Source organism: Methanothermobacter thermautotrophicus (assembly GCF_014889545.1).
GTDB lineage: Archaea > Methanobacteriota > Methanobacteria > Methanobacteriales > Methanothermobacteraceae > Methanothermobacter > Methanothermobacter thermautotrophicus_A.
This window is the reverse complement of record NZ_QKOF01000007.1, coordinates 74,214-97,506: the sequence shown is the minus strand read 5'-3', so window position 1 is coordinate 97,506 and position 23,293 is coordinate 74,214. Positions and strand designations below refer to the sequence as shown.

The window sequence follows — 23,293 nt, the reverse complement described above, 5'->3', positions numbered from 1 at the left end:
GATTATATAAAAAAATTTCCTTGAATATGGCTAAAAAACAGAAGAGACAAAAAACAGCGAAAAATCTATGATCAAAGGGGTGTCAGAAAAATCAGATTTGCCTCCTGAATGAACAAGATAAGTGAAGAATCATGCTTTCCAGTGGCCTGTGAAGCTGAAATGAAAATACTGGAGGTGGGGTGCTGATAATCCAGCACGCCCCTCAGAACATAAGACAGGACACTGGAACACCATTTTGCCGCAGGGTTCTCAGTAACAGATGATGCAGGGACACCCCTGCATTCAGTTCATTCATCCTGTATCCGTCTGACCAACAGGGACATCCTCACTGCCTCCCCCCAGGACCTCCCTGAGGAACCGGCCGGTGTGTGTACCTGAGGCAGCAACCTCCTCCGGGGTCCCCTCTGCAACCACAAGACCACCCCTCTCACCGCCCTCGGGTCCCAGGTCTATGATGTGATCCGCAGACTTTATAACGTCGAGGTTGTGTTCTATAACCACGGCGGTGTTACCTGCATCCACCAGTCTACCGAGGACGTTGAGCAGCTTCCTGATATCATCAAAGTGGAGGCCTGTGGTGGGCTCATCGAGGATGTACAGTGTCCTGCCGGTGCTCCTCCTGCTGAGCTCCTTCGCAAGTTTCACCCTCTGGGCCTCACCACCTGAGAGGGTGGTTGCTGGCTGCCCGAGTTTTATGTAGCCAAGGCCCACATCATAGAGGGTCTGGAGCTTCCTCCTCACCTGGGGTATGTTCTCAAAGAATTCAAGGGCCTCCTCCACGGTCATGTCAAGGACCTCGGCGATGTTCCTGCCCCTGTAGCGTATCTCAAGGGTCTCCTCGTTGTATCTCCTGCCCCTGCACACCTCACAGGGGACGTAGACGTCTGCCAGGAAGTGCATCTCTATCTTGATTATACCGTCCCCGCTGCAGGCCTCGCATCGCCCGCCCTTGACGTTGAAGCTGAACCTGCCGGGCCTGTAGCCCCTCTTCCTGGCCTCAGGGGTCTGGGCAAAGAGTTCCCTTATGTGGGTGAACACCCCTGTGTAGGTTGCCGGGTTTGAGCGTGGTGTTCTGCCTATGGGTGACTGGTCTATCATCACGACCTTGTCGATGTGCTGGAGGCCCTCAATGTCGGTGTGCCTCCCGGCGTTCATGTGCTTGTGGTTGAGCCTCTCATAGACGCCCCTGTAGAGTATGTCATTGACGAGTGTGCTCTTCCCTGACCCTGAGACCCCTGTGACACAGGTGAAGACCCCCAGGGGTATCCTGACGTCGATTTCTCTGAGGTTGTTCTCTGCCGCACCCCTCACGGTTATGTACTTTCCTGATGGCCTCCTCCTGAGCTCTGGTATGGGTATTGTTTCCCTGCCTGAGAGGTAGGCCCCTGTAAGTGAATCAGGGTCCTCCATTATCTCCCCGGGGGTTCCCTCTGCAACCACGCGGCCTCCGTGTTCACCGGCGCCCGGGCCGATGTCGACAACGTGGTCTGCTGATAGGATTGTTTCCTCGTCGTGTTCCACAACTATGAGGGTGTTTCCAAGGTCCCTGAGCCTCTTGAGGGTCTCTATGAGTCTCCTGTTGTCCCTCTGGTGGAGTCCTATGCTGGGCTCATCCAGGATGTAGAGGACCCCCACGAGGCCGGAGCCTATCTGGGTGGCGAGCCTTATCCTCTGGGCCTCGCCCCCTGAGAGGGTTCCGGATGACCTTGATAGGGTGAGGTAATCCAGGCCCACATCGATAAGGAAGCGCAGCCTCTCCCTTATCTCCTTGAGGACCTCCCTTGCTATGTACTCCTCCCTTTCAGTGAGCCTCAGGGATTCGAAGAAGTCATGGGCCTCCCTTATCGACATCTCAACGACGTCATGTATTGATCTTCCGTTGATGGTTACTGAGAGGCTCTCCGGGCGGAGTCTGCTTCCCCCGCATACCGGACAGGCATGGTTGCTCATGAACTTACCTATATATGTCCTCATGTAGTTGGACTTGGTCTCCATGTATATCCTCTCCATGCGGGGTATTACGCCCTCGAAGCGCCGGTTCACCCGGTAGGTCCTGTTTTTTCTCTGGAATACGAACTGTATCTTCTCATCACTCCCGTATAGGATGATTCTCCTGTGTTCCTCTTCCAGGTCCCTGAAGGGGGTGTCCAGGCTGAAGCCGTAGTGCTCGGCCACCGCCCTCAGCATCTGGTGGTAGTAGTTATCCTTCTTCCCTGATCTGCTCCAGGGCACAATGGCGCCCTCGTTTATTGAGCGTTCAGGGTAGGGCACCACAAGGTCTGGGTCGATCTCAAGTTTGCTTCCGAGACCATTACACTCAGGGCAGGCACCGTGTGGACTGTTGAATGAGAACATCCTGGGGCTGATCTCCTCAAAGTTTATGCCACAGTCAGGGCATGCGAAGTGTTCACTGTAGATCCTCTCCTCGCCTGTGTCATGGTTGAGGACCCTGACGGTCCCCTCCCCCAGCTGGAGGGCTGTTTCAATGGAGTCCGCCAGCCTCTTCCTGAACTCTGTGTCCCTCCTCACAATCAGCCTGTCCACAACGACATCAATCGAGTGCTTCCTGTTCCTGTCGAGGTGGAATTCCTCTTCAAGGTCGTGTATCTCACCGTCGACCCGGACCCTTACGAAGCCCTGCTCCCTGAGCCTCTCGAATACCCGCTGGTGCTCCCCCTTCCGGTCCCTGACTGCAGGGGCGAGTATTATTATCCGTTCACCCTCACCGTCATCCATTATCCTGTCCACTATCTGGGTCGAGGTCTGCTGCTCTATCTCCCTGCCGCAGAGGTAGCAGTGGGGTTTACCTATCCTTGCAAACAGGAGCCTCAGGTAGTCATAGATCTCTGTTATTGTCCCCACCGTTGATCTGGGGTTGACCCGGGTCGTCTTCTGGTCTATGGAAATGGCTGGTGACAGCCCCTCAATGTAGTCCATCTCAGGCTTCTTCATCTGCCCCAGGAACTGCCTTGCATAGGCTGAGAGGGACTCCACGTACCTGCGCTGCCCCTCAGCGTATATTGTGTCAAAGGCCAGTGATGACTTCCCTGACCCGCTTATGCCTGTTATGACAATGAATTTATCACGTGGAAGTTCAAGGTCCACGTTCTGAAGGTTGTGCTCCCTTGCACCCTTAATGACTATTTTACCACTCATAATCCTCAGTATCTCCCATTGATGACTCAAAATTGTTTAACTGTCCCTCAGGGACATTATCTGGTCCCTGATCCTGGCGGCCCTCTCAAATTCAAGGTTCCTTGCAGCCTCCCTCATCTCTACCTCAAGGTCCCTTATTATGTCCTCAAGTTCATGGCCTGGTATATCATCCACCTTCAGCTCCTCAGGGTCCTTCTTCTTCTCCCTGAGGGTCCTCCGTGTACTCCTCGGTTCTATGCCGTGCCTGCGGTTGTACTCCATCTGCAGCTTCCTTCTCCTGTTGGTCGTCTCAACCGCCGCCATCACCGAGTCTGTGAGCCTGTCGGCGTATATGATCACCTCGCCGTTAACGTTCCTGGCGGCCCTCCCGATTGTCTGTATAAGTGAGGTCTCTGACCTCAGGAAGCCCTCCTTGTCTGCATCGAGTATCGCCACCAGGGACACCTCCGGAAGGTCCAGGCCCTCCCTGAGGAGGTTAACACCCACCAGGCAGTCGAATTCTCCCCTCCGGAGGTCGTCTATGATCTCAACACGCTCGAGGGTGTCTATCTCGGAGTGGAGGTACCTGACCTTCACACCGACCCTTGAGTAGTAGTCTGTGAGGTCCTCGGCCATCCTCTTTGTGAGGGTGGTTACAAGGACCCTCTCACCCCGCTCAACCCGCCTCCTTATCTCAGAGAGGAGGTCATCCACCTGCCCCTTAACTGGCCTTATCTTGACCTCAGGGTCCACCAGGCCGGTGGGCCTTATGATCTGTTCGACGATGTTCTGGCTCCTTGAGAGCTCATACCTTCCAGGGGTTGCAGAGACATAGATCACCTGGTTCACGCTCTCCTGGAACTCGTCGAAGCGTAGTGGTCTGTTCTCCCTGGCGCTGGGTAGTCTGAAGCCGTACTCCACCAGGGTGTCCTTCCTTGCCCGGTCACCGTTGTACATGCCCCTTATCTGGGGTACAGTCACATGGGACTCGTCTATGACTGTGAGGAAGTCCTCAGGGAAGTAGTCCAGGAGCGTGTTTGGTTTCTCACCCCACTTCCTCCCGCTGAGGTGCATCGAGTAGTTCTCTATGCCCTGGCAGTAGCCCATCTCCCTCAGCATCTCCATGTCGAATCTTGTCCTCTGCTCCAGCCTCTGGGCCTCCAGGAGTTTGTTCTGGGCTTTAAGTTCGCTTAATCTCTCCTCAAGTTCCGCCTCTATTGACTCTATCGCCCTCTGGAGCCTGTCCTCGGGTATCACGAAGTGCTTGGCCGGGAATATGGTTACACGGTCCAGTTTCTGTATCCTTCTGCCGGTGACCCTGTGGACAGTTGATATGGAATCTATCTCATCGCCAAAGAATTCTATCCTTATGGGTGGTGTCCCATGGACTGGGTTGATCTCCAGGGTGTCACCGCGGACCCGGAACTGTCCCCTGTCAAATTCGACATCGTTTCTCTCGTACTGCATTTTGATGAGGCCCTCCAGCACCTCCTCCCTGCCGGGGCTGGAGCCGACCTCGAGGTGGAGGGTGAATTCACCGTAGTCTGCCGGTGCACCTATACCATAGATGCAGGAGACACTGGACACCACGATGACGTCGTCCCTGGAGAGGAGGGCCTGGGTTGCCGAGTGCCTCATCCTGTCTATCTCGTCGTTTATGGACGCCTCCTTGTCTATGTAGGTGTCTGTCTGGGGTATGTAGGCCTCCGGCTGGTAGAAGTCATAGTAGCTCACGAAGTACTCCACGGCGTTCTCAGGGAAGAACTCCCTGAACTCCTCGTAGAGCTGCGCCGCCAGGGTCTTGTTGTGGGATATTACCAGGGTGGGCTTCTGGACCTCTGCAATCACATTGGCCACCGTGAAGGTCTTGCCTGAACCAGTGACCCCCAGGAGGGTTTGCTCCCTCATCCCGGATTTTATACCGTTAACAAGGGACCTTATAGCCTCTGGCTGATCCCCGAGGGGTCTGTACTCTGATACCAGTTTAAACTTCATCACAAATCACTTAAAATAAGAACCTCATTTATTGTGAAACTATATTTCAGGGTCAACTTATATATACCTTTGCCATTATAATAGAAACCGGGTCCAGAAAAAATCATGGGTTAAGTTACCTGAGATGATCCACTGACTTCTTTTAAACATTAATTAGAGGATGGTAATGATAAATTGACGAGGTTTAAGGATCCAGAGAAGCTTCCTGATGCCACAGGCGTCTACATATTCCGTGACAGGGACAACAGGGTCCTCTATGTTGGTAAGTCCATCTCCATAAGGAAGAGGGTCTCATCCTACTTCAGGGAACAGGAGAACCCCCGTCTGAGGATCATGATGAGGCACCTTGAGAGCATAGAGTACATCCTGACCGAAAACGAGAAGGAGGCCCTCATCCTTGAGTCCAACCTCATAAAGAGGTACAGGCCCCCCTACAATGTCCGTCTGAAGGACGATAAGAGGTACCCCTTCATCAAGATAACGGATGAGGAATACCCGCGGGTCCTCATAGTTCGAACCATAGGGAAGGACAGTGCAAGGTACTACGGGCCCTTCACAGATACCGGGGCGGTCCGGAGGACCCTGAAACTCATAAAGTCACTCTTCAGGATAAGGAGCTGCAGGAGGATGGACGGGCCATGCCTCAACAGCCAGATAGACCTATGTTACGCCCCATGTGATGGTGGGATCAGCAGGGAAGAATACAGGGAGATCATAGAGAAGGTCGACCTCTTCTTCCAGGGACGCTACAGGGACGTTATTGAGGTGCTTGAGGAGGAGATGAGGGAGGCTGCAGATAAACTTGAATTTGAGAGGGCAGCCAGGATCAGGGACCAGATAGAATCCATAAGGGAGGTCATGGAGAGACAGCACGCATCCTTCACAGACTCCATTGACCAGGATATAGTGGCCCTCGAGAGGGATGGGGATACATCAGCTGTTGTGGTCCTCCAGATACGTGACGGTAAGATCACAGGAAAGGACGACTTCCTCCTCAGGGGCTCAGCCCCCCGGACCGAAATCCTTGAGGCCTTCCTCAAGCAGTACTACGCCATACCCCGCAGGGTGCCCTCAGAGATACTCACCCAGTACCCTGTGGAGGATGATGTCATAGAGGAGTGGCTCTCTGAGCTCAGGGGGGATGCTGTGAGGATACACTCCCCTGAGGGCGGAGCCGGCCGCAGGCTCCTCAACATCGCCTGGAAGAATGCGTCGGTGATACTGAAACAGAAGGGAAGGGTCCGGGACGCCCTCCTCCAGCTCAAGGATGACCTCAGGCTCCCGGGTATACCCAGGAGAATGGAGGGCCTTGACATCTCAAACATTGCAGGTGAATCTGCAACAGGCTCGGTCGCCGTTTTCATCGATGGTAAACCATCCCCTGGATCCTACCGCAGGTACAGAATTTCAACTCCAGGGCCCGACGACTATGCAATGATGAGGGAACTCGTTGAGAGGAGGTACTCCAGCCCTGACCTCAGGAAGCCTGACCTTGTACTGATAGATGGGGGGAAGGGTCAGCTGGGGGCAGCCCTTGAGGCCCTTAAATCCTGCGGGGTTAATGTGCCGGTTGTGGGTATAGCCAAGAAGAGGGAAGAGGTCTACCTTCCAGGCATATCAGGACCCGTTGATGTATCTGATGGTGCACTGCAGATCCTCAGGCACCTGCGTGACGAGGCCCACCGGTTTGCTGTCAAGTATCACAGGAGGATAAGGGAGAGGGATTCCCTTGAATCGGAACTTGACGGTATAAGGGGTGTTGGTCCTGCAAGAAAGAGGGCCCTCCTTGAGCACTTCGGAAGCCTTGATGGTGTGAGGGATGCCACCGTGGAGGAGCTGGCCTCCATCCCAGGGATGACCCGTGAGGTTGCAGAGAGGATACACAGGCACCTCAGAGGAGACCAGAATGGCTAAATCCCGGCACCTGATCCCCCAATGAGCTATGGTTTTCTTAAAGACTGAAAGGGGGGATTTCAGCAAATTATTTATAATGATTGATCACATATTAATATCCTAACTGAGGGGTGTGTCTTAATATCTGGATGAAAAGACGCCCGATGTTATATAACTCTAAAGTCAGGATCATGATTAAATATTATGCTGTGGAGGATTAAATGTCACCTACAAGTTTGCTTGTTGTTGAGGATGAGAGCATAGTGGCCATGGACATCAAGCACAGGGCTGAGGGCCTTGGCTATCGGGTTGTGGGAATCGCTGCTTCGGGTGAGGATGCTATAAGGCTTGCGCGTGAGGAGAAACCGGACCTGGTCCTCATGGACATCGTCCTGAAGGGTGAAATGGATGGTATAGAGGCGGCAGAGATTATAAGGGAGGAGCTTAACATCCCGGCCGTATACCTCACAGCCTACTCTGATGAGAAGACCCTGAGCCGCGCAAAGCTCACAGAACCCTTCGGTTACATAATAAAGCCCTTCGAGGACCGGGAACTCCACAGCGCCATTGAGATTGCTCTGTACAAGCACAAAATGGACAGCAAACTCCGTGAAAGCGAGGAGAGATACAGGGCCCTGCTTGAAGCATCCCCTGACCCCATAATCCTCATGGACTCTGACTCAAGGATACTCTTTGTAAACAGGTCTGTTGAGGAACTCACAGGACTTGAAAGAAAACAGCTGAAGGGTAAAAAGCTTTCATTGCTTCAGAAGAGGGGTCTGATATCTGAAATTAGGCTTAAAAAGATTCTTGAACTTTTTAATTCCGATCATGAGGTCGTTGAAATTGAATTCACTGACCACAGGGGCAGGAGGCGCTTCTTTGAGATACATTCAACCAGGATTGAAACAGCATCAGAGAAGAACCTCCTCCAGGTAATAGGCCATGACATCACAGACCGCCTGGAGGCTGAGAGGCAGAGGGAGGAGCTGATACGGGAAAGGTCAAAGGCTGAGCTCTACGGCTTTGTTGTCTCGGCGGTCCCTGTATTCGCATCCTCCATACCACCACACCTCAGAAATGCCATAATAAAGAACTTTGCTGATAGATTCGAGAAGAACCTCAAACCAAACTTTCAGAGGACCATGGAAAAACTGGGTGTTCTGGATGATATAAGGGCAGGTAGGAAATCCTTGAGGGTCTTTGATGCCTACATAAAGTGGATATCTGGTTTCCTCAGGAACCTTGGTATTGAAACCGAGCTCAGAGGTGAGAAGCCGAGGTACATACTTGAATTCAAGACGTTTCCCTGGATCAATGAGGCCAGACAGAACCCCATATTTTCCCTTATATTCAGGGCCATGCTGATGAGGAGCTTCACCTGGACCGGTATAAAGGGTAGTGTCATACAGACCTCAAGCCTCAGAAGCCGGGATGAGAACCTCACCTTCGAGTTTCACCTGGTATAGTTCAAATTTTCGCAAAAAATGGGGGGTTTAAAGGATGGAAGAGAGAATATCACGTACAGGTACGGGGATTAAGGGGCTTGATGATATAATAGGGGGCTACCCGAAGGGGAGGAGCATCCTCGTAACCGGTGACCCGGGATCCGGTAAGACCATAATGGCCCTCCAGTTCGCCATTCAGAGCGCCAGAACTGGTCTTAAAACCATATACATAACAACAGAGGAGGATGAAACTGACCTGAGGATACAGTGCGCGTCCCTTGGATGGGAGATCGGTGACCTCCTTGAATCCGGTGAACTGAGGATTATCGGTTTATCTGCAATAAGGGCCAGGCTTACAGAGGCTGAGATATCCATCGGGATTGAATCTGTCAAGGGGAACCTCAAAAAGATACTTGCAGAGATTCCAGATGACACCGAGGTCCTCATAATAGACAGTATAGGTAGCCACACAGAGAAGCTCACAACGGATGAGTTCAGGGACCAGTTCGACCTCCTCATCTATGAACTCAAAGGGAGGGACATCACTTCCATGATAATCCTTGACAGCGCCACCTCGGGGGAGTTCAATGATATAGCCCTCTACTCAGTTTACGGGGCCATAAGGCTGATAAAGAGGGAGAACCCCTACACAGGAAGAAGGGAGAGGGTCATGGATATCATCAAGATGAGGAGTACGAGGACTCCCATCGAGTTCATACCCTACACCATATCAGACAGGGGCATTGAGGTTATTGAGAACCCTGAGGAATAACTCCAATCAGGTTCAGATCTGCTGTGGGCTCTTTCTTTTTGTCCAATAACTCTAATTTAATTGGCATAACTAAGGATCCTGCCCATGTCCAATAACTCTGATTGACACATAACGAAGATCATAATAATTAGATAAATTTATATATTACATTATTATATTATTCTTTATGTTTACCTATAACGAATGAAACAGATACCAAAATCTAGATATAGATTGGGTTCAAAGAAATATATAAGAAATCGAGGGGGAGGTGCTTATGGATCCATTAATTGCAGGATTGCTGGTAGCTATTATAATCGCTATTCTGGCCATGAGCCTGAAGATAGTTAAACAGTACGAGAGGGGGATTGTTTTTAGACTGGGAAAGGTTATAGGAGTCAGGGAACCTGGCCTCCGCATAATAATCCCGGTCATCGATAGGATGGTAAAGGTTTCGCTTCGAATAGTTACGATGCCCATACCCTCCCAGAAGATAATAACACAGGACAACGTTTCAATAGATGTGGCCGCCGTTGCCTACTTCAAGGTCTCTGACCCTCTAAGGGCAGTTGTTGCAATTGAGGACTATTACGGAGCTGTTAACCAGATCTCACAGACCACGGTGAGGAACGTCATAGGCCAGTTTGCCCTCGACGAAGTCCTCTCAGAAACAGCCAGGATAAATGAGAAGATAAAGGAGATGATAGATGAGCACAGCGAACCATGGGGTATAAACGTAACAACCGTGGAGATAAAGGATATAAAGCTCCCTGAAGGGATGCAGCGGGCAATGGCAAAACAGGCAGAGGCTGAAAGGGAAAAACGTGCCAAGATAATCACTGCAGAGGGAGAATACCTCTCAGCAGCAAAGCTTGGAGAGGCCGCCGACGTGATTGAGAAACATCCAGTGGCCCTTCAACTGCGAAATCTACAGGTCCTCGCTGAAATAGCCACGGAAAAGAATTCAACCATAGTATTCCCTGCCCAGTTCATGTCAGGCATCAGGGACGTGAAGGAATTCATTGAAAGGGAGGTTGAATAGTCATTTCATTATTTCTTCCTGAAAATGGGGTGATAGCAGATCAGAATTGTGAAGCGTATAAACAGAATTATTTTTGAGATGCTTTAGTGGATATAACCAGGAAATTTGAGATTAGGTAGGAGGTTAAGTCTTGAACAGAATAATGAACTTTTCAAGGGACATGATACTTGTCCTTGTATCACCCGAGGAGGCCTTCAGGAGGGTCCGGGAGAGGGGACTTCAAGGGCAGGGTCTCTACCTGTACGTTTTCCTCGCAGCCTTTCTAGGGTACATGCTTGGAGGTGTGGTCTCAGCTGTAACAGGGGCAGGCATTCTGGTGCCTGTGTTCTTTGCAGTTGCTGTGCTGATTGTTTCATTCATAAAACTCATTTTATGGGCACTGATATCCCATATAGTCGCATCCAGGGTTTTCAGTGGAGTAGGGACATTCTCAGGGACCCTTAAGATGATGGGCTTTGCAGCGGCCCCCTTCGTGGTTGGAATATTCGCCTTCATGACCCTGATACTCTGGGGAACAATCTTCACATCCACAGCCCTCATGGTGGTGATGTACATATGGACCATTACCACTGCTGTTGCTGCAGTGGATGCTGAGCATGGGATAGGCTATGGAAGGGCCTTTCTATCAGTATTTGCACTTCCAGCAGTTGTGGTAACCGTTCTGATGATGATTCTGGGGGTGTTATGATGGACAGAATGAATATTGCAGGGGCAGTACTCCTCATCATACTGGTGGCTGCATTTATCGTTGCATCTGCAGCATCGCTCCTGCCGCGGTCAGATGAGGCTGTGACTGAGAACTTCACACTTAACTCAAGTGAGGTATCCGGTGTCAGGTATGTGAATGTGAACCTGGAATCAAATGCCAGCGGCGTGGACCTTGAATTTACAAACACATCAGGGAGTGTTTACACCGTTGAGACAGAGAGGAGCTCTGGCAGTCCGCGGCCCATGGTTAACCATACAGTGAATGGTGAAAACCTGAACCTGAACATTACAATGGACACCGCCAGTGCAAGGATAATGCTATCAAACGGGTACATCTACAATATCACCCTTAAAACCAGGACAGGTGGATTCAGGGTTGTACTCGCCAATGATTCAAGGATAGAGAACCTCAATTTGACTATCCAGTACGCAGGGGGAGGGACAGTGTTAATCGGAAATTCCACCTTCAGGAACGCCTCCTTCAATGTTAACACCGGCGGTTTCTACATAGCAGACCTTCATCAGAATCTGAGGGCCAGCGGTAATATGAGCACCAATGTAACCATGGGGGGGACTTCCCTGGCCATTTCCCCTGACAACATCCTTAGAATCACTGGTTCAGTGGATTACGGTGGCATCGCATTTGAACCGGCAGGTTTCAGGGTTATAAGGAATTCAACAGGCTACCTTGAACTTGAAGGATCAGGGAAAATTGACATCATAAATCGTGTGGGCCTGGGAGGTGTTAATGTGGGGGTTTTCAGGATGCCGATGGCATGAACCCCCCATTTTTCACCCCCTCATATCTGCAGTTCCATAAACCCATTCACCCTTCAATCTTTTTAAAGGGGATCTTTGGCTCGATGTAGGTCCTGTAGAGGGTTTCGAAGAATACGCGTATCATGTAGCTGTGCTTAATGAGGTAACGTGGCCTTGAATAGAATTTCAGGTAGGCCTTCACAAGTTTTTTCTGGATGAGCTCACGGCTCAGACCCAGCTTCTCGTATTTTATAACAGGCTTTATGACGGTGTAATTCTCCCAGTCATCTTCAATGAGTCCCTGGCTCTTGAGCTCGGCGTAGATTGGAGTGCCCGGGAATGGGGTCAGTATTGAGTACTGGCTGTAGTCAGGGTCAAGCTTTATTGAAAAGTCTATGGTCCGGTCCATCTCTGCGGGTTTTTCACCGGGGTATCCCAGGATGAAGGATGTTATGACGTCCACACCAAGCTTCTTGGTGACCCTCACAGCATCCTCTGCCTGCTTCACGGTTATGCCCTTTTTCATCATATCAAGGACGCGCTGACACCCTGATTCAACACCATAGTATATTGTGCTCATACCGGCGGCCTTGAGGTCCCTTAGAAGGGACTCCTGGACCATGTCAACCCTGGAGGACGTGACAAAGCTCACATCAAGGTTCCTCCTCTGTATCTCCTCAGAGATCTTCCTGGCACGGGGCCTGTGTAGCATGAAGGTGTCGTCAAGGAATGCTATATCATGCAGGCCGTAGACCTCCACAAGTTCCTCAACCTCATCAACAACGTTCTCCGGGCTCCTGAACCTGAACTTCTTACCCATTATGAGGGATGATGAGCAGTACCTGCAGGGGTAGACACAGCCGCGACTGGTTATCATCCCGCCGGCGTCCTGGCTGGAGGTTTCATAGTCCCTGAAGGGTACCAGATGCCTTGCAGGGAAGGGGATACTGTCAAGGTCCTCTATTAGGGCCCTGGGCCCGGTTGTCTTTATCCTGTCACCCGTACGGTAGGTGATACCTGCTACACCATCAAGGCATCCTCCCCTTTCACAGGCCTCTGCAAGGTCCACGATGGTGGCCTCACCCTCGCCCATTACAACAACATCAAGGTCCCTGCAGTCCTTGAGGGTATCCACGGGGAGAAATGTGGGATGTGGCCCCCCTATAACTGTCAGGACCTCGGGTAAACGATTCTTTATGGCCCTTACGTACTCGAGGGACGTCTTTATCGTTGCAGTGGTTGCTGTTATTCCCACAATGAGTGGGTTGATCCTTTCAACTATTCTGGCAACCCCCTCAGCTCCCATCCTCTTAAGGTCATCGTCGATTATCTTAACAGTGAAGGATGCGCTTTCAAGGGCGGCTCCAAGGTACATCAGGTTGAGGGGTGGCAAAACAAAGCCCAGTTTATTCTTAACAGCTGTCCGGTCCTCGGGGTTTATAAGCACAACGTCCAATTAAACACCACCATTTTGCTTTTCTCCACAGATCCTGAACCATTCCCCAGTGTTCTTCACACAGCCAGGGTCCGGTGAATTGATGTCCCCAAGATAGGATAGGGCGCGTGCCCTGCAGCCGCCGCAGATGTATCTGGATTCACATGACCCGCAGTGACCTTTGAGTTCATCCCTGTCCCTGAGGCTCTTGAGGATCCTGTTGTTCTTCCATAAATCTTCAAAGTCGTCTTCGAGAATGTTGCCCACACGCAGGTCCTCATGGTGGGGGAAGAATACGCAGGGATAGATATCACCATCCGGTTCGATGCTCAGGTAGAATCTTCCAGCGCCACATCCACCAATAAATTCTGCCAGATGGAGTGTTTCCTCTGTGTATTCAGGATTATAGAAGTGGGTGGGTATTATCGTCTTATGCTCGCTTAGATCTGCTGCGACTGGTGCGAACTGTGGCGCTGTTGAAAGGACTTGGATTTTTCCACGGAGGTTACTGTAGTAGGCGTCACAGAGGACCCTGTACCTCTCTTCAGGGCTTATGTCCAGCTGGCGGTTTTCATTTCCCCTGCCAGCCGGGATGAAATTGTAGAGCATGAACCAGTCTGCACCCAGTTCATGGAAAAATTCAGCCATTCCTGACAGGTGCATACAGTTTTCTGAGGTTACAGTGGTTGCAACCTCCACAAAGATGTCATACTCTGAGAAGTTTTTAACGGCCTTGCAGGCCCTCTCCCATGAGCCATTAACACCACGAAATCTGTCGTGGACCTCTGGCCTCATGGAATCGATGCTTATCTGTACAAACTGCAGGCCAGCATCAACGAATTTACTGCAGAGCTTACTGTCACTGAAAATGTAGCCATTGGTTGCCATGGCGGTGTACATGCCCTTCTCATGGGACCGGGAGATGTATTCGATTATGCCGGGGTGTATTCCGGGCTCTCCACCTGAAAAGGCAAGGGATGTTACGCCTGCATCTGCGAGGGTGTCTATAACTCTGAGACCTTCAGTGACTTCCATTTCATGTGAACTATTACCGGCGTATTCGTAGCAGTGCTTGCATTTCAGGTTGCAACGCCCTGTAATGTTCCACACCACCTGGAATGGGGCTCCAGGTATGAAGGGTCTGCTGACACCGAAGAACCCGATGCCCTGGAGGACGCTGATGAGGCCCCTCAACCAGTGGGGATCATGCATCTGTTCCTTTATATCATCCTCATTCACGCCAAAGGCCTCTGCTCCTCTGCTCACTATTAGGCCGAGGATACTGGAGAGCACCCTGCACTCGAAGCAGCATTCATCGTCATGGAGGAAGTGTCTCAGGGCACTCTCTATCCGGGGAGCTCTGTCCTTCCGGCACTCCCCCATCATATGCTTTAGAAGGATTCTTGAAGCCGGGTTTTCAGCAACCCTTCTGAATGTACCTATAAGGTCCCTAAGGTCCCCCTGGAACTATCCCTTAATCATACCACCTCCTCCTATGCCCTCCCAGAGTATGTCTATGAACCTCCCTGCTGCAGGTGTTTCATGTCCACGGAAGTGTGAACTGAGGCTTGCATGGGAGATGTAACTTATCATCATCTCTGCGACTGTCCCTGGATCCACGGCTCTTATGGATCCCTCCCTGATCTTCTTCCTGAGGTAACCCTCAATTGAATCGTATATCAATCTGCCAGCTGAGTCAGGGATCTCCCACTCCTCAAAGCCGTGTTCTTCAAGTTCCCTCTCTACCATCATCACGAATAGAAGGTCAATCTTCTCCCGGACCATTACCCTTACAAGCTGCTGGCTGACCTCCTCCAGCACATCACGGGGTTCACCATCTCCCTCAAGGACTTGGAGGGCCGGTGATATCCTTTCGATGCTCTCATCCATTATCCTTTTTAGAAGGTTTTTCTTGGATCCAAATTTCCTGAAGACTGTTACTTCACTCACACCGGCCCGGGATGCAATTTCCCGGGTAGTTGTACCCCTGTATCCCTTTTTTATGAACAGTTCCCTTGCAGCGTCGGTTATTCTATTCTCTGTGGAGACCATGATACCACGCATGTAAGCACTTACTAACATTCTGGGGGTTAGTGTTATATAAAATTATCGCCACAGAGATTAACATGAAAATAACCGAGGAAGATGTTATTGAATCCCTTGAACTCTTCACAAGGGTCCCTTCATTCCTTCTCAGGCGCTGGGCTCGTGGAGGGACAAATCTGGCCTCTAAATTCAGATCACAGATAATCGAGGGCTATTCACAGCTATCAGAATATGAAAGGGAGAGGGTGAGGGCCGTCCTTGAAATGGATGTCTCTGATATCCAGGATATCCTTGGGGCTGCCCACCAGAAAACAGGAAAAAAGCAGCTGGAGATACTCGCAGACCCCTCGAGCAGGAGATTCATAGAGATTAACCTGGATGAGATCAGAAACCTAATTTCACAGAGATCTCAAAGGGATTAACCTGGATATCAGGAATAACCCTAATTAAAAAATTAATCCCTGAGTCTACCACCGTACATCCTCTCATAGTACCTCAGGTACTCCCCGCTTTTTATATTCTCCCACCATTCCCTGTTATCAATGTACCACCTTATGGTCTCTCTTATACCCTCCTCAAAGGAGTAAAGGGGCTTCCATCCAAGTTCATTCCTTATCTTACTCGCATCGATTGCATATCTCCGGTCATGGCCCGGGCGGTCCTCAACGAACCTTATGAGGGATTCGTCCCTGCCAAGTTCCCTCACTATCAGCTCAACGATCTCTATATTCCTCCTCTCACTGTTACCACCTATATTGTAGACCTCACCCGCACGTCCCCTGTGCAGGACAAGGTCAACTGCCCTGCAGTGGTCCTGGACATGTATCCAGTCCCTGACATTCATTCCGTCACCATAGACAGGCAACGGCTTATTCTCAAGGGCATTTGTTATCATTAGGGGTATGAGTTTCTCCGGGAACTGGTAGGGCCCATAGTTGTTTGAGCAGCGGGTTATATTAACCGGCAGGCCATAGGTCCTGTGATAAGCCCTTACCATGAGATCCGCAGAGGCCTTGCTGGCAGAGTAGGGGCTGTTGGGCGCCAGTGGGGTCTCCTCTGTGAAGTAGCCCTTCTCCAGTGAACCATAGACCTCATCGGTTGAGATCTGTATGAACCTTTCAACTCCATGTCTCCTTGAGGACTCCAGCAGTGTCTGAGTTCCCAGGACATTGGTCCTTAGGAATATCCCGGGATCCTCGATGCTCCGGTCGACATGTGACTCCGCCGCAAAGTTAATAACAGCGTCCACGTCCTTTATGATGCCATCCACGAGTTTTCTGTCGGTTATGCTCCCCCTCACAAACGTGTAGCGGGGGTCATCCTCAACCCCCCTGAGGTTCTCAAGGTTTCCGCAGTAGGTGAGGGCGTCAAGGTTTATTATCTGGTAGGGATGTTCCTGGAGCATGTACCTTATGAAGTTGCTCCCGATGAAACCGGCCCCACCAGTTACAAGAATCCTGTCCATTCAGATCTCCTCACAGGTATACAGGGTTCTCCCTCAGTGGCTTCCAGTTCCTGTCCTTCTCTGAGATTATAAGGTCGTCAACCATTTCAAGGGGCCAGTCTATTCCAATGTCGGGGTCGTCCCAGGGGATACCGGAGTCATACTCCGGGTGGTAGAGCTCGGTGCACTTGTAGTTAACTATGCACTCATCTGAGAGGGCCAGAAATCCATGTGCAAATCCCTCGGGGATGAAGAACTCCCTCCTGTTCTCATCTGAGAGCCTGACGCCAGCCCATTCCCCGTAGGTCTCTGAGTCCCTCCTGAGGTCCACCGCAACATCAAATATTTCACCCCTTATCACCCTGACAAGTTTTCCCTGGGGCTTCTTTCTCTGGAAGTGCAGCCCCCTGAGGACTCCCCGAACCGACATCGACTCGTTGTCCTGCACAAAACTGACTTCAAGGCCATTCTCCCTGAATATGGCCTCATTGAAGGTCTCCATGAAGTATCCCCTGTCGTCCATGTACACCTCTGGTTCTATGATGAAGGCGCCATCGAGGCGGGTTTTTCTGAACCTGAATTCACCCATGGAAGTTCCCCTCCGCAAGGTCCCTGAGGTACTTACCGTAATCTGTTTTTTCAAGCTTTTCAGCCATTTCAAGCACATCCTCCCTGGTGATCCAGCCGTTGTTGTAGGCGATCTCCTCCAGGCATGCAATGTAGAATCCCTGCCTCTTCTGTATTGTTTCTATGAAACTGCTTGCCTCAAGGAGGCCGTCATGGGTCCCTGTATCCAGCCAGGCCATACCACGACCCATGAGCTCGACCCTGAGTTTACCCATCCTGAGGTACTCCTCATTGATTGATGTTATTTCAAGTTCCCCCCTATCTGAGGGTTCTATCCTTTCAGCGATCTCAACAACCTGGTTATCATAGAAGTAGAGGCCAGGTACTACGTAATTTGATTTAGGCCTTGATGGTTTCTCCTCAATGGATATAACCCTTCCTTCGCTGTCAAATTCAACCACGCCGAAGGGACGGGGGTCCTTGACATAGTAACCGAATATTACCGCACCCTCATCAAGTGAAGCCGCCCTCTGGAGTATTTCACTGAACCTGTGTCCATAGAATACATTATCACCCAGAACAAGGGCGACCTTTGAGTCCCCTATGAAGTCCTTACCAACCAGGAATGCATCCGCAATCCCCCTGGGTTCCTCCTGGGTCCTGTAGGTGAATTTAACCCCAAACTGCGAGCCGTCCTCCAGAAGATCCCTGTAGAGTGGAAGGTCCCGGGGTGTTGATATTACGAGTATGTCCCTTATACCCGCCAGCATAAGGACGGATAGGGGATAGTATATCATTGGTTTATCATAGACTGGTAGCAGCTGCTTTGAGACAGCCCTTGTTATGGGGTAGAGGCGTGTCCCTGAGCCACCTGCAAGAACTATTCCCTTCATGCTTCACCTCCACTACATCATTCACTCCCGGCGCCTGTCTCTTTAAGGTAATCCTTCAGGGCGTCCCTGTAGCTCCTTAGGGGTTTGAAGCCCTCCATGGACCAGTTATAGTTCCTGAGGACGGAGAATGATGGTCTCCTGGCAGGCCTCGGGAATTCATGACTTTTCACTGGTTTCAGCTGCACTTCCATGCCGAGTTCATGGAATATGTCAGAGGCAAACTCATACCATGAGCACTGCCCGGAATTCGTGATGTGGTAGACCCCGTAGGCCGGCCTCTCCACAAGTTTCCCGATGGCCTCTGCAAGGTCACGGGTGTAGGTGGGCGAGCCATACTGGTCATCCACAACACTTATCTCATGTCCCATCTCTGCCAGTTCAATCATGGTCCTCACGAAGTTCCTACCGTTCGTCCCGAACAGCCAGGATGTCCTGACGATGTAGAACCTCTCTGAAAGCTCACGCACCGAAACCTCCCCGAGGTACTTTGTTTTACCATAGAAGTTGATGGGGTTTGGTTCATCGAATTCAAGGTATCCCTCACCCTTTTCACCGTCAAAGACGTAATCCGTTGATATGTAAAGGATGGATGACCCCACCTCAGATGCCGCGGCTGCAATGTTCCTGGTTCCAAGCACATTCACCTGGTATGCAGTGTCCCTCTCTGTTTCTGCACAGTCAACATCTGTGAATGCCGCGGCATGTACAACGACATCTGGACGGGTCTCCCTTAGGAATTCCATAACACCATCAAGGTCACGAATGTCAAGGGAGCCCGAAGTTACAACCTCATGCCCCAGGGAGAGGACATCAACGAGGTCCCCTCCAAGCATGCCTGAGGAACCGGTTATAAGGATCTTCATCTGAGCACCTCTCTCTGGTCTTTTATTGTTAGAGGGATCTTCATACAGACCCCTATTTTCCTGATTCTCTCCAGGATATTTTTCATGATAACAAATCCCTTATCTGGTTGCAGGAATCATCTTGGAACCTCTGAGGTTACCGGGTAAGGATACCCTGCTATCTCAAGAAAAGCATCAACATCAAACAGTCCCTCAAGGACGTGGTCTGCACCCGCCTCCTCAAGTTCATCCATGCTGAAATCGCCTGTTGCAACCCCCACCGTTGTAACACCCACCTCCCTGCCGGCTGCGATATCACGGGGTGTGTCGCCCACGGCAATAACATCCCCTGCTTTGAGGTTTCCATAGATACCTGAAGCTCTTTCAAGGGCCAGCCTCAGAATTGAGGCCCTGCTGCAGCCCTCATTACCGAAGCCTCCGAAGCTGAAGTGAGTATCAAAGGACGCAGCCCTCAGTTTCAGCCAGGCCACGGGTTCAATGTTACCGGTTACAACTCCAAGGGGTATCCCTGCATCTCTGAGGCGCTCAAGGACCGCTCCGGCACCATCAAGGGCCCTTATATTATCCCTGCCAAGGTTCAGCCGGTAGTTGCAGGATATCCTGTCAACTATCCTTCTGAACTCTTCATCTCCAATCTCAAGGCCATGTTCTGCCCCTGTCCTGAATATTATCTCCTTATCGGTCATCCCCTGAATGTTCCCGATGTCTATCCTGACATCAACATCAAAGAGTTCCCTGAATGCCAGCCTGAAGGAGTAGAAGTGGCAGTGGGAACCCACAAGGAGTGTCTTATCAATATCAAATATGATGGTCTTCATGGTATCATTCCATTACTTAAAGCAGATCAGCTGAAATTCAATTCTAGCTGTACTTTTTTCTCAGATGCTCTGAACTGTAATCATAATAGACAATATTGGACTTTATAAAGACCCTCTGCACGGGTTCATCATCCTGAAGGTATGTGACGGTTATCTTCCTCTCACTCACACGAATCTCCACTGCATTCCCACGGGGACCCGTACTGTAGGTGTGCTCCTCCCCCACAAGGTCCCTTATCCTTATCCAGTCAACGGCCATGCTAATCCATCCACATATTTCACCAGAGTCTCTCCGTTATTATTATCTACACTTCCATCTATAAAGTATTTCATGAAGAGGGATATCTGTGAAATTGAGCATACAGACGAGGAAAAGGTGCTCAGGGTCAGGGCTGAAATGCCCTCCGGGGATGAGATAAGGGGGATCTGTGACATTTTTAAGATATTATCTGAACCAACAAGACTTAAGATACTCATGGCACTTTCACTGGACTCCCTCTGCGTATGTGAACTGGCATCATTACTGGATGTAACCCAGTCAGCGGTTTCACATCAGCTGAGGATCCTCAGGAACGCGGGGATGGTTGACTATGAGAGGGATGGTAAGATGGCACGCTACTACCTGCGGGATAATGGGGTTGTGGAGTTCATAGAGCAGTGCAGTAAACTGCATTCACGCTCTGAGGAATAAAAATGTATGAGCTGCTCTCATACCCCCTTGAGGACAGATCACCGGTCCACCCATCCCTTGAGGATGTGAGTATAACCATGAGCACCACTGTAGGGAATGATGGATATGAGACCCACACCATCAGGACCAGCAACCATGCAGGTACACACATAGATGCACCCGCACACTTCATTGAGGGCGGAAGGAGGATCTCTGAATACAGCATCAATGATCTTATCTTCAACGAGGTCTCCATCGTTGAGGTGGATGCAGGTCCATGTGTCCCCATAGGGAAGGATGACGTTGAACTTGTGGAGTGTGAGCTCCTCATCATAAAAACAGGTTTCGGGTCACTCAGGGGAGAGGAGGTTTACCTCAGGGACAACCCATGGATAACCCCTGAACTCATAGACCATATAAGAAGAAACTTCAAGGGGATAAGGGCTATCGGGATTGACTGCATATCCATATCCACTTCATCAAGGCCCTCTGAGGGGAGGATGGCCCATCTGAACGCCTTCATGGAGAAACCTTACTATGGGGACCCCCTGCTCCTCATAGAGGACATGAAACTTGACAGGATCCGGGAGGTTACCGGGAGGGTGTTCGCGGTTCCATGGATGCTTGGATCAGTTGACAGCGCACCCTGCACCGTTATAGCGGAGCTGAGATGAGTGACATGGAGATAAGGATAAGGCCCGTCGGGGTTGTAAGGTCCCCCTTCAGGACCAGGAGCAATGCACCGGCACAGGGAAGGTTTTCCAGCGAGGAGAGTGAGATCCACATCTTTCCAGAGTACCTGGATGCGGTGGACGGCCTTGAACTCTTCAGACACATCTTTGTTTTATACTGGCAGCACCTGGCTGAGAGGAACGTTTTGAGGGTGGTGCCGCGGGGTAAAAGGAAGAAGAGGGGGGTTTTCTCTACCAGGGCTCCTGCGAGGCCCAACCCTGTGGGGCTCTGTCTTGTTGAGCTACTTGAATGCGGGGAGATACTGAGGGTCAGGGGCCTTGATGCCCTGGACGGTTCCCCTGTTATTGACATAAAGCCATACTATGAGGATATAGATTCACCTGGGCGGTGATCATTCTCTGAATGCTTCTTCAACGTCCCTTACGAAGGGTTCTATCTTGCAGTCGCATTTATCTTCCTTTATCTCCTTCTCTGTAATGGCGACGGTCTCTATGGGTTCCATGCCAAGGATCTCCTTCATGGTCCTGAAGGTTCCCTCTGCACCGCTTCCACCATAGGTGCAGAAGAAGGCCACCCTCTTTATCTTTGAACGGTTCTCCTTCAGGTAGGTGCTTATGGGTACAGATGGCTTACCCGCCCATACTGGAGTTCCAGCTATCACAAGGTCGTAACTGTAGGGGTCCTTTTCATAGGGTTCAAGGACGGTATCCTTACCCCTTGCAGCCTGGTAACCTGATTTTATAAATCCCAGGATTCCTGTACGTTTCTGGGTATCATGGATTTCCTCGATATCACATCCAAGTTCATCGGCTATTCTGGTTGCAACCTCCCTTGTGTTCCCGGTTCTTGAGTAATATACCACAAGCGCTTTCATGTAGTCTAATATGTGGATCTGTTCATTTATATTATTGCTTAATTTTAAAATCAGTTTTTTGTCTTCCACAGATTCTCTTGCGTTTCATATCATGGAGTGTTCTTTGATGGTTTAAAAGCAGGGTTTCTCTTGTGTTTATCTGCGGAATGTATTCTTTTATGTTAGCTGAAGAACCGGTAAAACTGTGAAATGATAACATGCACTAAATTGAAGCTGGCCTTCATATAAACTTAGAAATAGTCCCTGACCGTGATAATATGGGGGGTAGCTTCCAGAGATTTTAAGGGGGGTTGTTAGGAGTGAAAAAACGGGGAGGTGCTTTATTTTTTCACATCTCTGGAAGCTGATATTTTTTATGCTTTCAACAGAACGAATATCCCGGATGTTGAAAGCCATAATAAGGGGGTGATGTGTGTATGAGACACACAAACCTATATGTTAGAATACTCCTATATAAACATTTCGGTGAGGTGAAGGGTGAATTAGGTGATTGAACATAATTATGTAGTGCACCATGAGATGACAATGATTAATTTCAGAACCTGAAGGAGTGCATACATGAAAGAACCGGTGGAAGGGCCCCTATTCACGGCCCGCACATGCAGAGAGTACCTTAAAATGTTCAACCTCAACCCTCCCGACCTGAAGGGCCTGCGGATACTGGACTGCCCGGGGGGTGCCAGTTCATTCACCCCCATCATGGCCGCAGCTGGTTTTGATGTGATGGCATGTGACATCATGTACGGCGAGGAACCAGAGATCCTCGGTGAAAGGTGCAGGGAGCACCTTCGGATCCTCACAGAAGCCTTAAAAAGAATTAAAGATACCTTTAAGTGGGATTTTTATAAATCCCCTGATGAGATGCTTGAAAAACGCCTTAAAGCATGCAGCTGCTTCGAGGAAAGCTACAGACTGAACCCTGACCTTTACATAAGGGGTGATCTCAGGGATCTACCATTTGATGACAGCGAATTCGACCTTGTGGTCTCATCACACCTACTATTCATCTATGAGCACAGACTTGACAGGGAATTCCACAGAAGTGCCCTTGAGGAACTCACAAGGGTGGGCTCCGAGGTGAGGATTTACCCAATCGTTAGGGAAAACGGTGAACTGGCGGATTATGCTAGGGAACTAATAAATAACGGGATGAGGGGAGTTGATGTGGATGTGGATGTGGATGTGGATGTGGTGGAGGTGGACTATGAGTTCAGGAGAGGTGGCAACAGGATGCTCATACTGAGGAGATGATCCAGTTT

The 23,293-nt window shown here is 50.4% G+C and carries 23 protein-coding genes; 11 read left to right on the top strand and 12 right to left on the bottom strand.

Annotated features, from left to right (window positions below; all coding sequences use genetic code 11):
- Window positions 1–291: 291 nt before the first annotated feature.
- Window positions 292–3,156 carry an excinuclease ABC subunit UvrA gene (uvrA, locus tag DNK57_RS07890; RefSeq protein WP_192962427.1) on the bottom strand — a complete coding sequence of 955 codons (2,865 nt, stop codon included), beginning with the start codon at window positions 3,154–3,156 and terminating at the stop codon, window positions 292–294.
- 36 nt (window positions 3,157–3,192) lie between these two features.
- Complete coding sequence (gene uvrB, locus DNK57_RS07885) at window positions 3,193–5,133, bottom strand: excinuclease ABC subunit UvrB (protein WP_320056894.1); 1,941 nt, start codon at window positions 5,131–5,133, stop codon at window positions 3,193–3,195.
- Between the two features lie 171 nt (window positions 5,134–5,304).
- Here uvrB and uvrC point away from each other — a divergent pair, with 171 nt between their 5' ends.
- The 6 genes from uvrC (at window position 5,305) to DNK57_RS07855 (ending at window position 11,752) form a co-directional block, all read left to right on the top strand.
- Window positions 5,305–7,044 carry an excinuclease ABC subunit UvrC gene (gene uvrC / locus DNK57_RS07880; RefSeq protein WP_192962425.1) on the top strand — a complete coding sequence of 580 codons (1,740 nt, stop codon included), beginning with the start codon at window positions 5,305–5,307 and terminating at the stop codon, window positions 7,042–7,044.
- 200 nt (window positions 7,045–7,244) lie between these two features.
- Complete coding sequence (locus tag DNK57_RS07875; RefSeq protein WP_192962424.1) at window positions 7,245–8,492, top strand: methanogen output domain 1-containing protein; 1,248 nt, start codon at window positions 7,245–7,247, stop codon at window positions 8,490–8,492.
- A gap of 34 nt (window positions 8,493–8,526) precedes the next feature.
- Complete coding sequence (locus DNK57_RS07870) at window positions 8,527–9,243, top strand: ATPase domain-containing protein (RefSeq protein ID WP_192962423.1); 717 nt, start codon at window positions 8,527–8,529, stop codon at window positions 9,241–9,243.
- 256 nt (window positions 9,244–9,499) lie between these two features.
- Window positions 9,500–10,264, top strand: coding sequence for a slipin family protein (locus tag DNK57_RS07865; RefSeq protein ID WP_192962422.1), 765 nt, complete (start codon window positions 9,500–9,502; stop codon window positions 10,262–10,264).
- A gap of 130 nt (window positions 10,265–10,394) precedes the next feature.
- Window positions 10,395–10,952, top strand: a complete 558-nt coding sequence (locus DNK57_RS07860) for a YIP1 family protein (protein WP_192962421.1) — start codon at window positions 10,395–10,397, stop codon at window positions 10,950–10,952.
- The gene (locus tag DNK57_RS07855; RefSeq protein WP_192962420.1) at window positions 10,952–11,752 is read left to right on the top strand and encodes a hypothetical protein; all 801 of its coding nucleotides are present in this window, start codon (window positions 10,952–10,954) and stop codon (window positions 11,750–11,752) included. The genes DNK57_RS07860 and DNK57_RS07855 overlap by 1 nt, the downstream gene beginning before the upstream one ends.
- A 46-nt stretch (window positions 11,753–11,798) precedes the next feature.
- On the opposite strand, the gene DNK57_RS07850 is transcribed toward DNK57_RS07855, so the two are convergent.
- From DNK57_RS07850 to DNK57_RS07840, 3 genes are all read right to left on the bottom strand, one after another.
- Window positions 11,799–13,178 (bottom strand): B12-binding domain-containing radical SAM protein, encoded by a 1,380-nt coding sequence (locus tag DNK57_RS07850; RefSeq protein WP_320056899.1) that lies wholly within the window; start codon window positions 13,176–13,178, stop codon window positions 11,799–11,801.
- 9 nt (window positions 13,179–13,187) lie between these two features.
- Window positions 13,188–14,552: a radical SAM/SPASM domain-containing protein gene (locus DNK57_RS07845; protein ID WP_226891211.1), complete on the bottom strand. Its 1,365-nt coding sequence runs from the start codon at window positions 14,550–14,552 to the stop codon at window positions 13,188–13,190.
- Between the two features lie 81 nt (window positions 14,553–14,633).
- Entirely contained in the window at window positions 14,634–15,230 is a 597-nt protein-coding gene (locus tag DNK57_RS07840; protein WP_226891209.1) for a TetR/AcrR family transcriptional regulator, read from the bottom strand.
- A 62-nt stretch (window positions 15,231–15,292) separates the two neighbouring features.
- Between DNK57_RS07840 and DNK57_RS07835 the strand changes: the two genes are divergently transcribed.
- Window positions 15,293–15,634 carry a hypothetical protein gene (locus DNK57_RS07835; protein WP_192962416.1) on the top strand — a complete coding sequence of 114 codons (342 nt, stop codon included), beginning with the start codon at window positions 15,293–15,295 and terminating at the stop codon, window positions 15,632–15,634.
- A gap of 32 nt (window positions 15,635–15,666) precedes the next feature.
- Here the strand turns inward: DNK57_RS07835 and rfbB are convergent, their stop codons facing one another.
- The 6 genes from rfbB to DNK57_RS07805 form a co-directional block, all read right to left on the bottom strand.
- On the bottom strand, window positions 15,667–16,677 hold the full coding sequence (gene rfbB, locus DNK57_RS07830; protein ID WP_192962415.1) for a dTDP-glucose 4,6-dehydratase: 1,011 nt from the start codon (window positions 16,675–16,677) through the stop codon (window positions 15,667–15,669).
- Between the two features lie 10 nt (window positions 16,678–16,687).
- Window positions 16,688–17,245: a dTDP-4-dehydrorhamnose 3,5-epimerase gene (rfbC, locus tag DNK57_RS07825; RefSeq protein ID WP_192962414.1), complete on the bottom strand. Its 558-nt coding sequence runs from the start codon at window positions 17,243–17,245 to the stop codon at window positions 16,688–16,690.
- Window positions 17,238–18,116: a glucose-1-phosphate thymidylyltransferase RfbA gene (gene rfbA, locus DNK57_RS07820; protein WP_192962413.1), complete on the bottom strand. Its 879-nt coding sequence runs from the start codon at window positions 18,114–18,116 to the stop codon at window positions 17,238–17,240. The genes rfbC and rfbA overlap by 8 nt, the downstream gene beginning before the upstream one ends.
- 17 nt (window positions 18,117–18,133) lie before the next feature.
- Window positions 18,134–18,979: a dTDP-4-dehydrorhamnose reductase gene (gene rfbD, locus DNK57_RS07815; RefSeq protein ID WP_192962412.1), complete on the bottom strand. Its 846-nt coding sequence runs from the start codon at window positions 18,977–18,979 to the stop codon at window positions 18,134–18,136.
- A gap of 116 nt (window positions 18,980–19,095) precedes the next feature.
- On the bottom strand, window positions 19,096–19,797 hold the full coding sequence (locus tag DNK57_RS07810) for an HAD family hydrolase (protein ID WP_192962411.1): 702 nt from the start codon (window positions 19,795–19,797) through the stop codon (window positions 19,096–19,098).
- A gap of 43 nt (window positions 19,798–19,840) precedes the next feature.
- Window positions 19,841–20,056, bottom strand: a complete 216-nt coding sequence (locus DNK57_RS07805) for a hypothetical protein (protein ID WP_010877396.1) — start codon at window positions 20,054–20,056, stop codon at window positions 19,841–19,843.
- Window positions 20,057–20,128: 72 nt separating this feature from the next.
- Here DNK57_RS07805 and DNK57_RS07800 point away from each other — a divergent pair, with 72 nt between their 5' ends.
- From DNK57_RS07800 to tsaA, 3 genes are read left to right on the top strand one after another with little or no spacing between them, the layout of a single operon-like run.
- Window positions 20,129–20,488 (top strand): ArsR/SmtB family transcription factor, encoded by a 360-nt coding sequence (locus tag DNK57_RS07800; RefSeq protein ID WP_192962410.1) that lies wholly within the window; start codon window positions 20,129–20,131, stop codon window positions 20,486–20,488.
- Window positions 20,489–20,490: 2 nt separating this feature from the next.
- Window positions 20,491–21,141: a cyclase family protein gene (locus DNK57_RS07795; RefSeq protein ID WP_192962409.1), complete on the top strand. Its 651-nt coding sequence runs from the start codon at window positions 20,491–20,493 to the stop codon at window positions 21,139–21,141.
- Window positions 21,138–21,551 carry a tRNA (N6-threonylcarbamoyladenosine(37)-N6)-methyltransferase TrmO gene (gene tsaA / locus DNK57_RS07790; protein ID WP_192962408.1) on the top strand — a complete coding sequence of 138 codons (414 nt, stop codon included), beginning with the start codon at window positions 21,138–21,140 and terminating at the stop codon, window positions 21,549–21,551. The genes DNK57_RS07795 and tsaA overlap by 4 nt, the downstream gene beginning before the upstream one ends.
- On the opposite strand, the gene DNK57_RS07785 is transcribed toward tsaA, so the two are convergent.
- Window positions 21,552–22,034, bottom strand: coding sequence for a flavodoxin family protein (locus tag DNK57_RS07785; RefSeq protein ID WP_192962407.1), 483 nt, complete (start codon window positions 22,032–22,034; stop codon window positions 21,552–21,554). It lies immediately after the preceding gene.
- A gap of 558 nt (window positions 22,035–22,592) precedes the next feature.
- Here DNK57_RS07785 and DNK57_RS07780 point away from each other — a divergent pair.
- Entirely contained in the window at window positions 22,593–23,285 is a 693-nt protein-coding gene (locus DNK57_RS07780) for a class I SAM-dependent methyltransferase (protein WP_192962406.1), read from the top strand.
- Window positions 23,286–23,293: the final 8 nt, after the last annotated feature.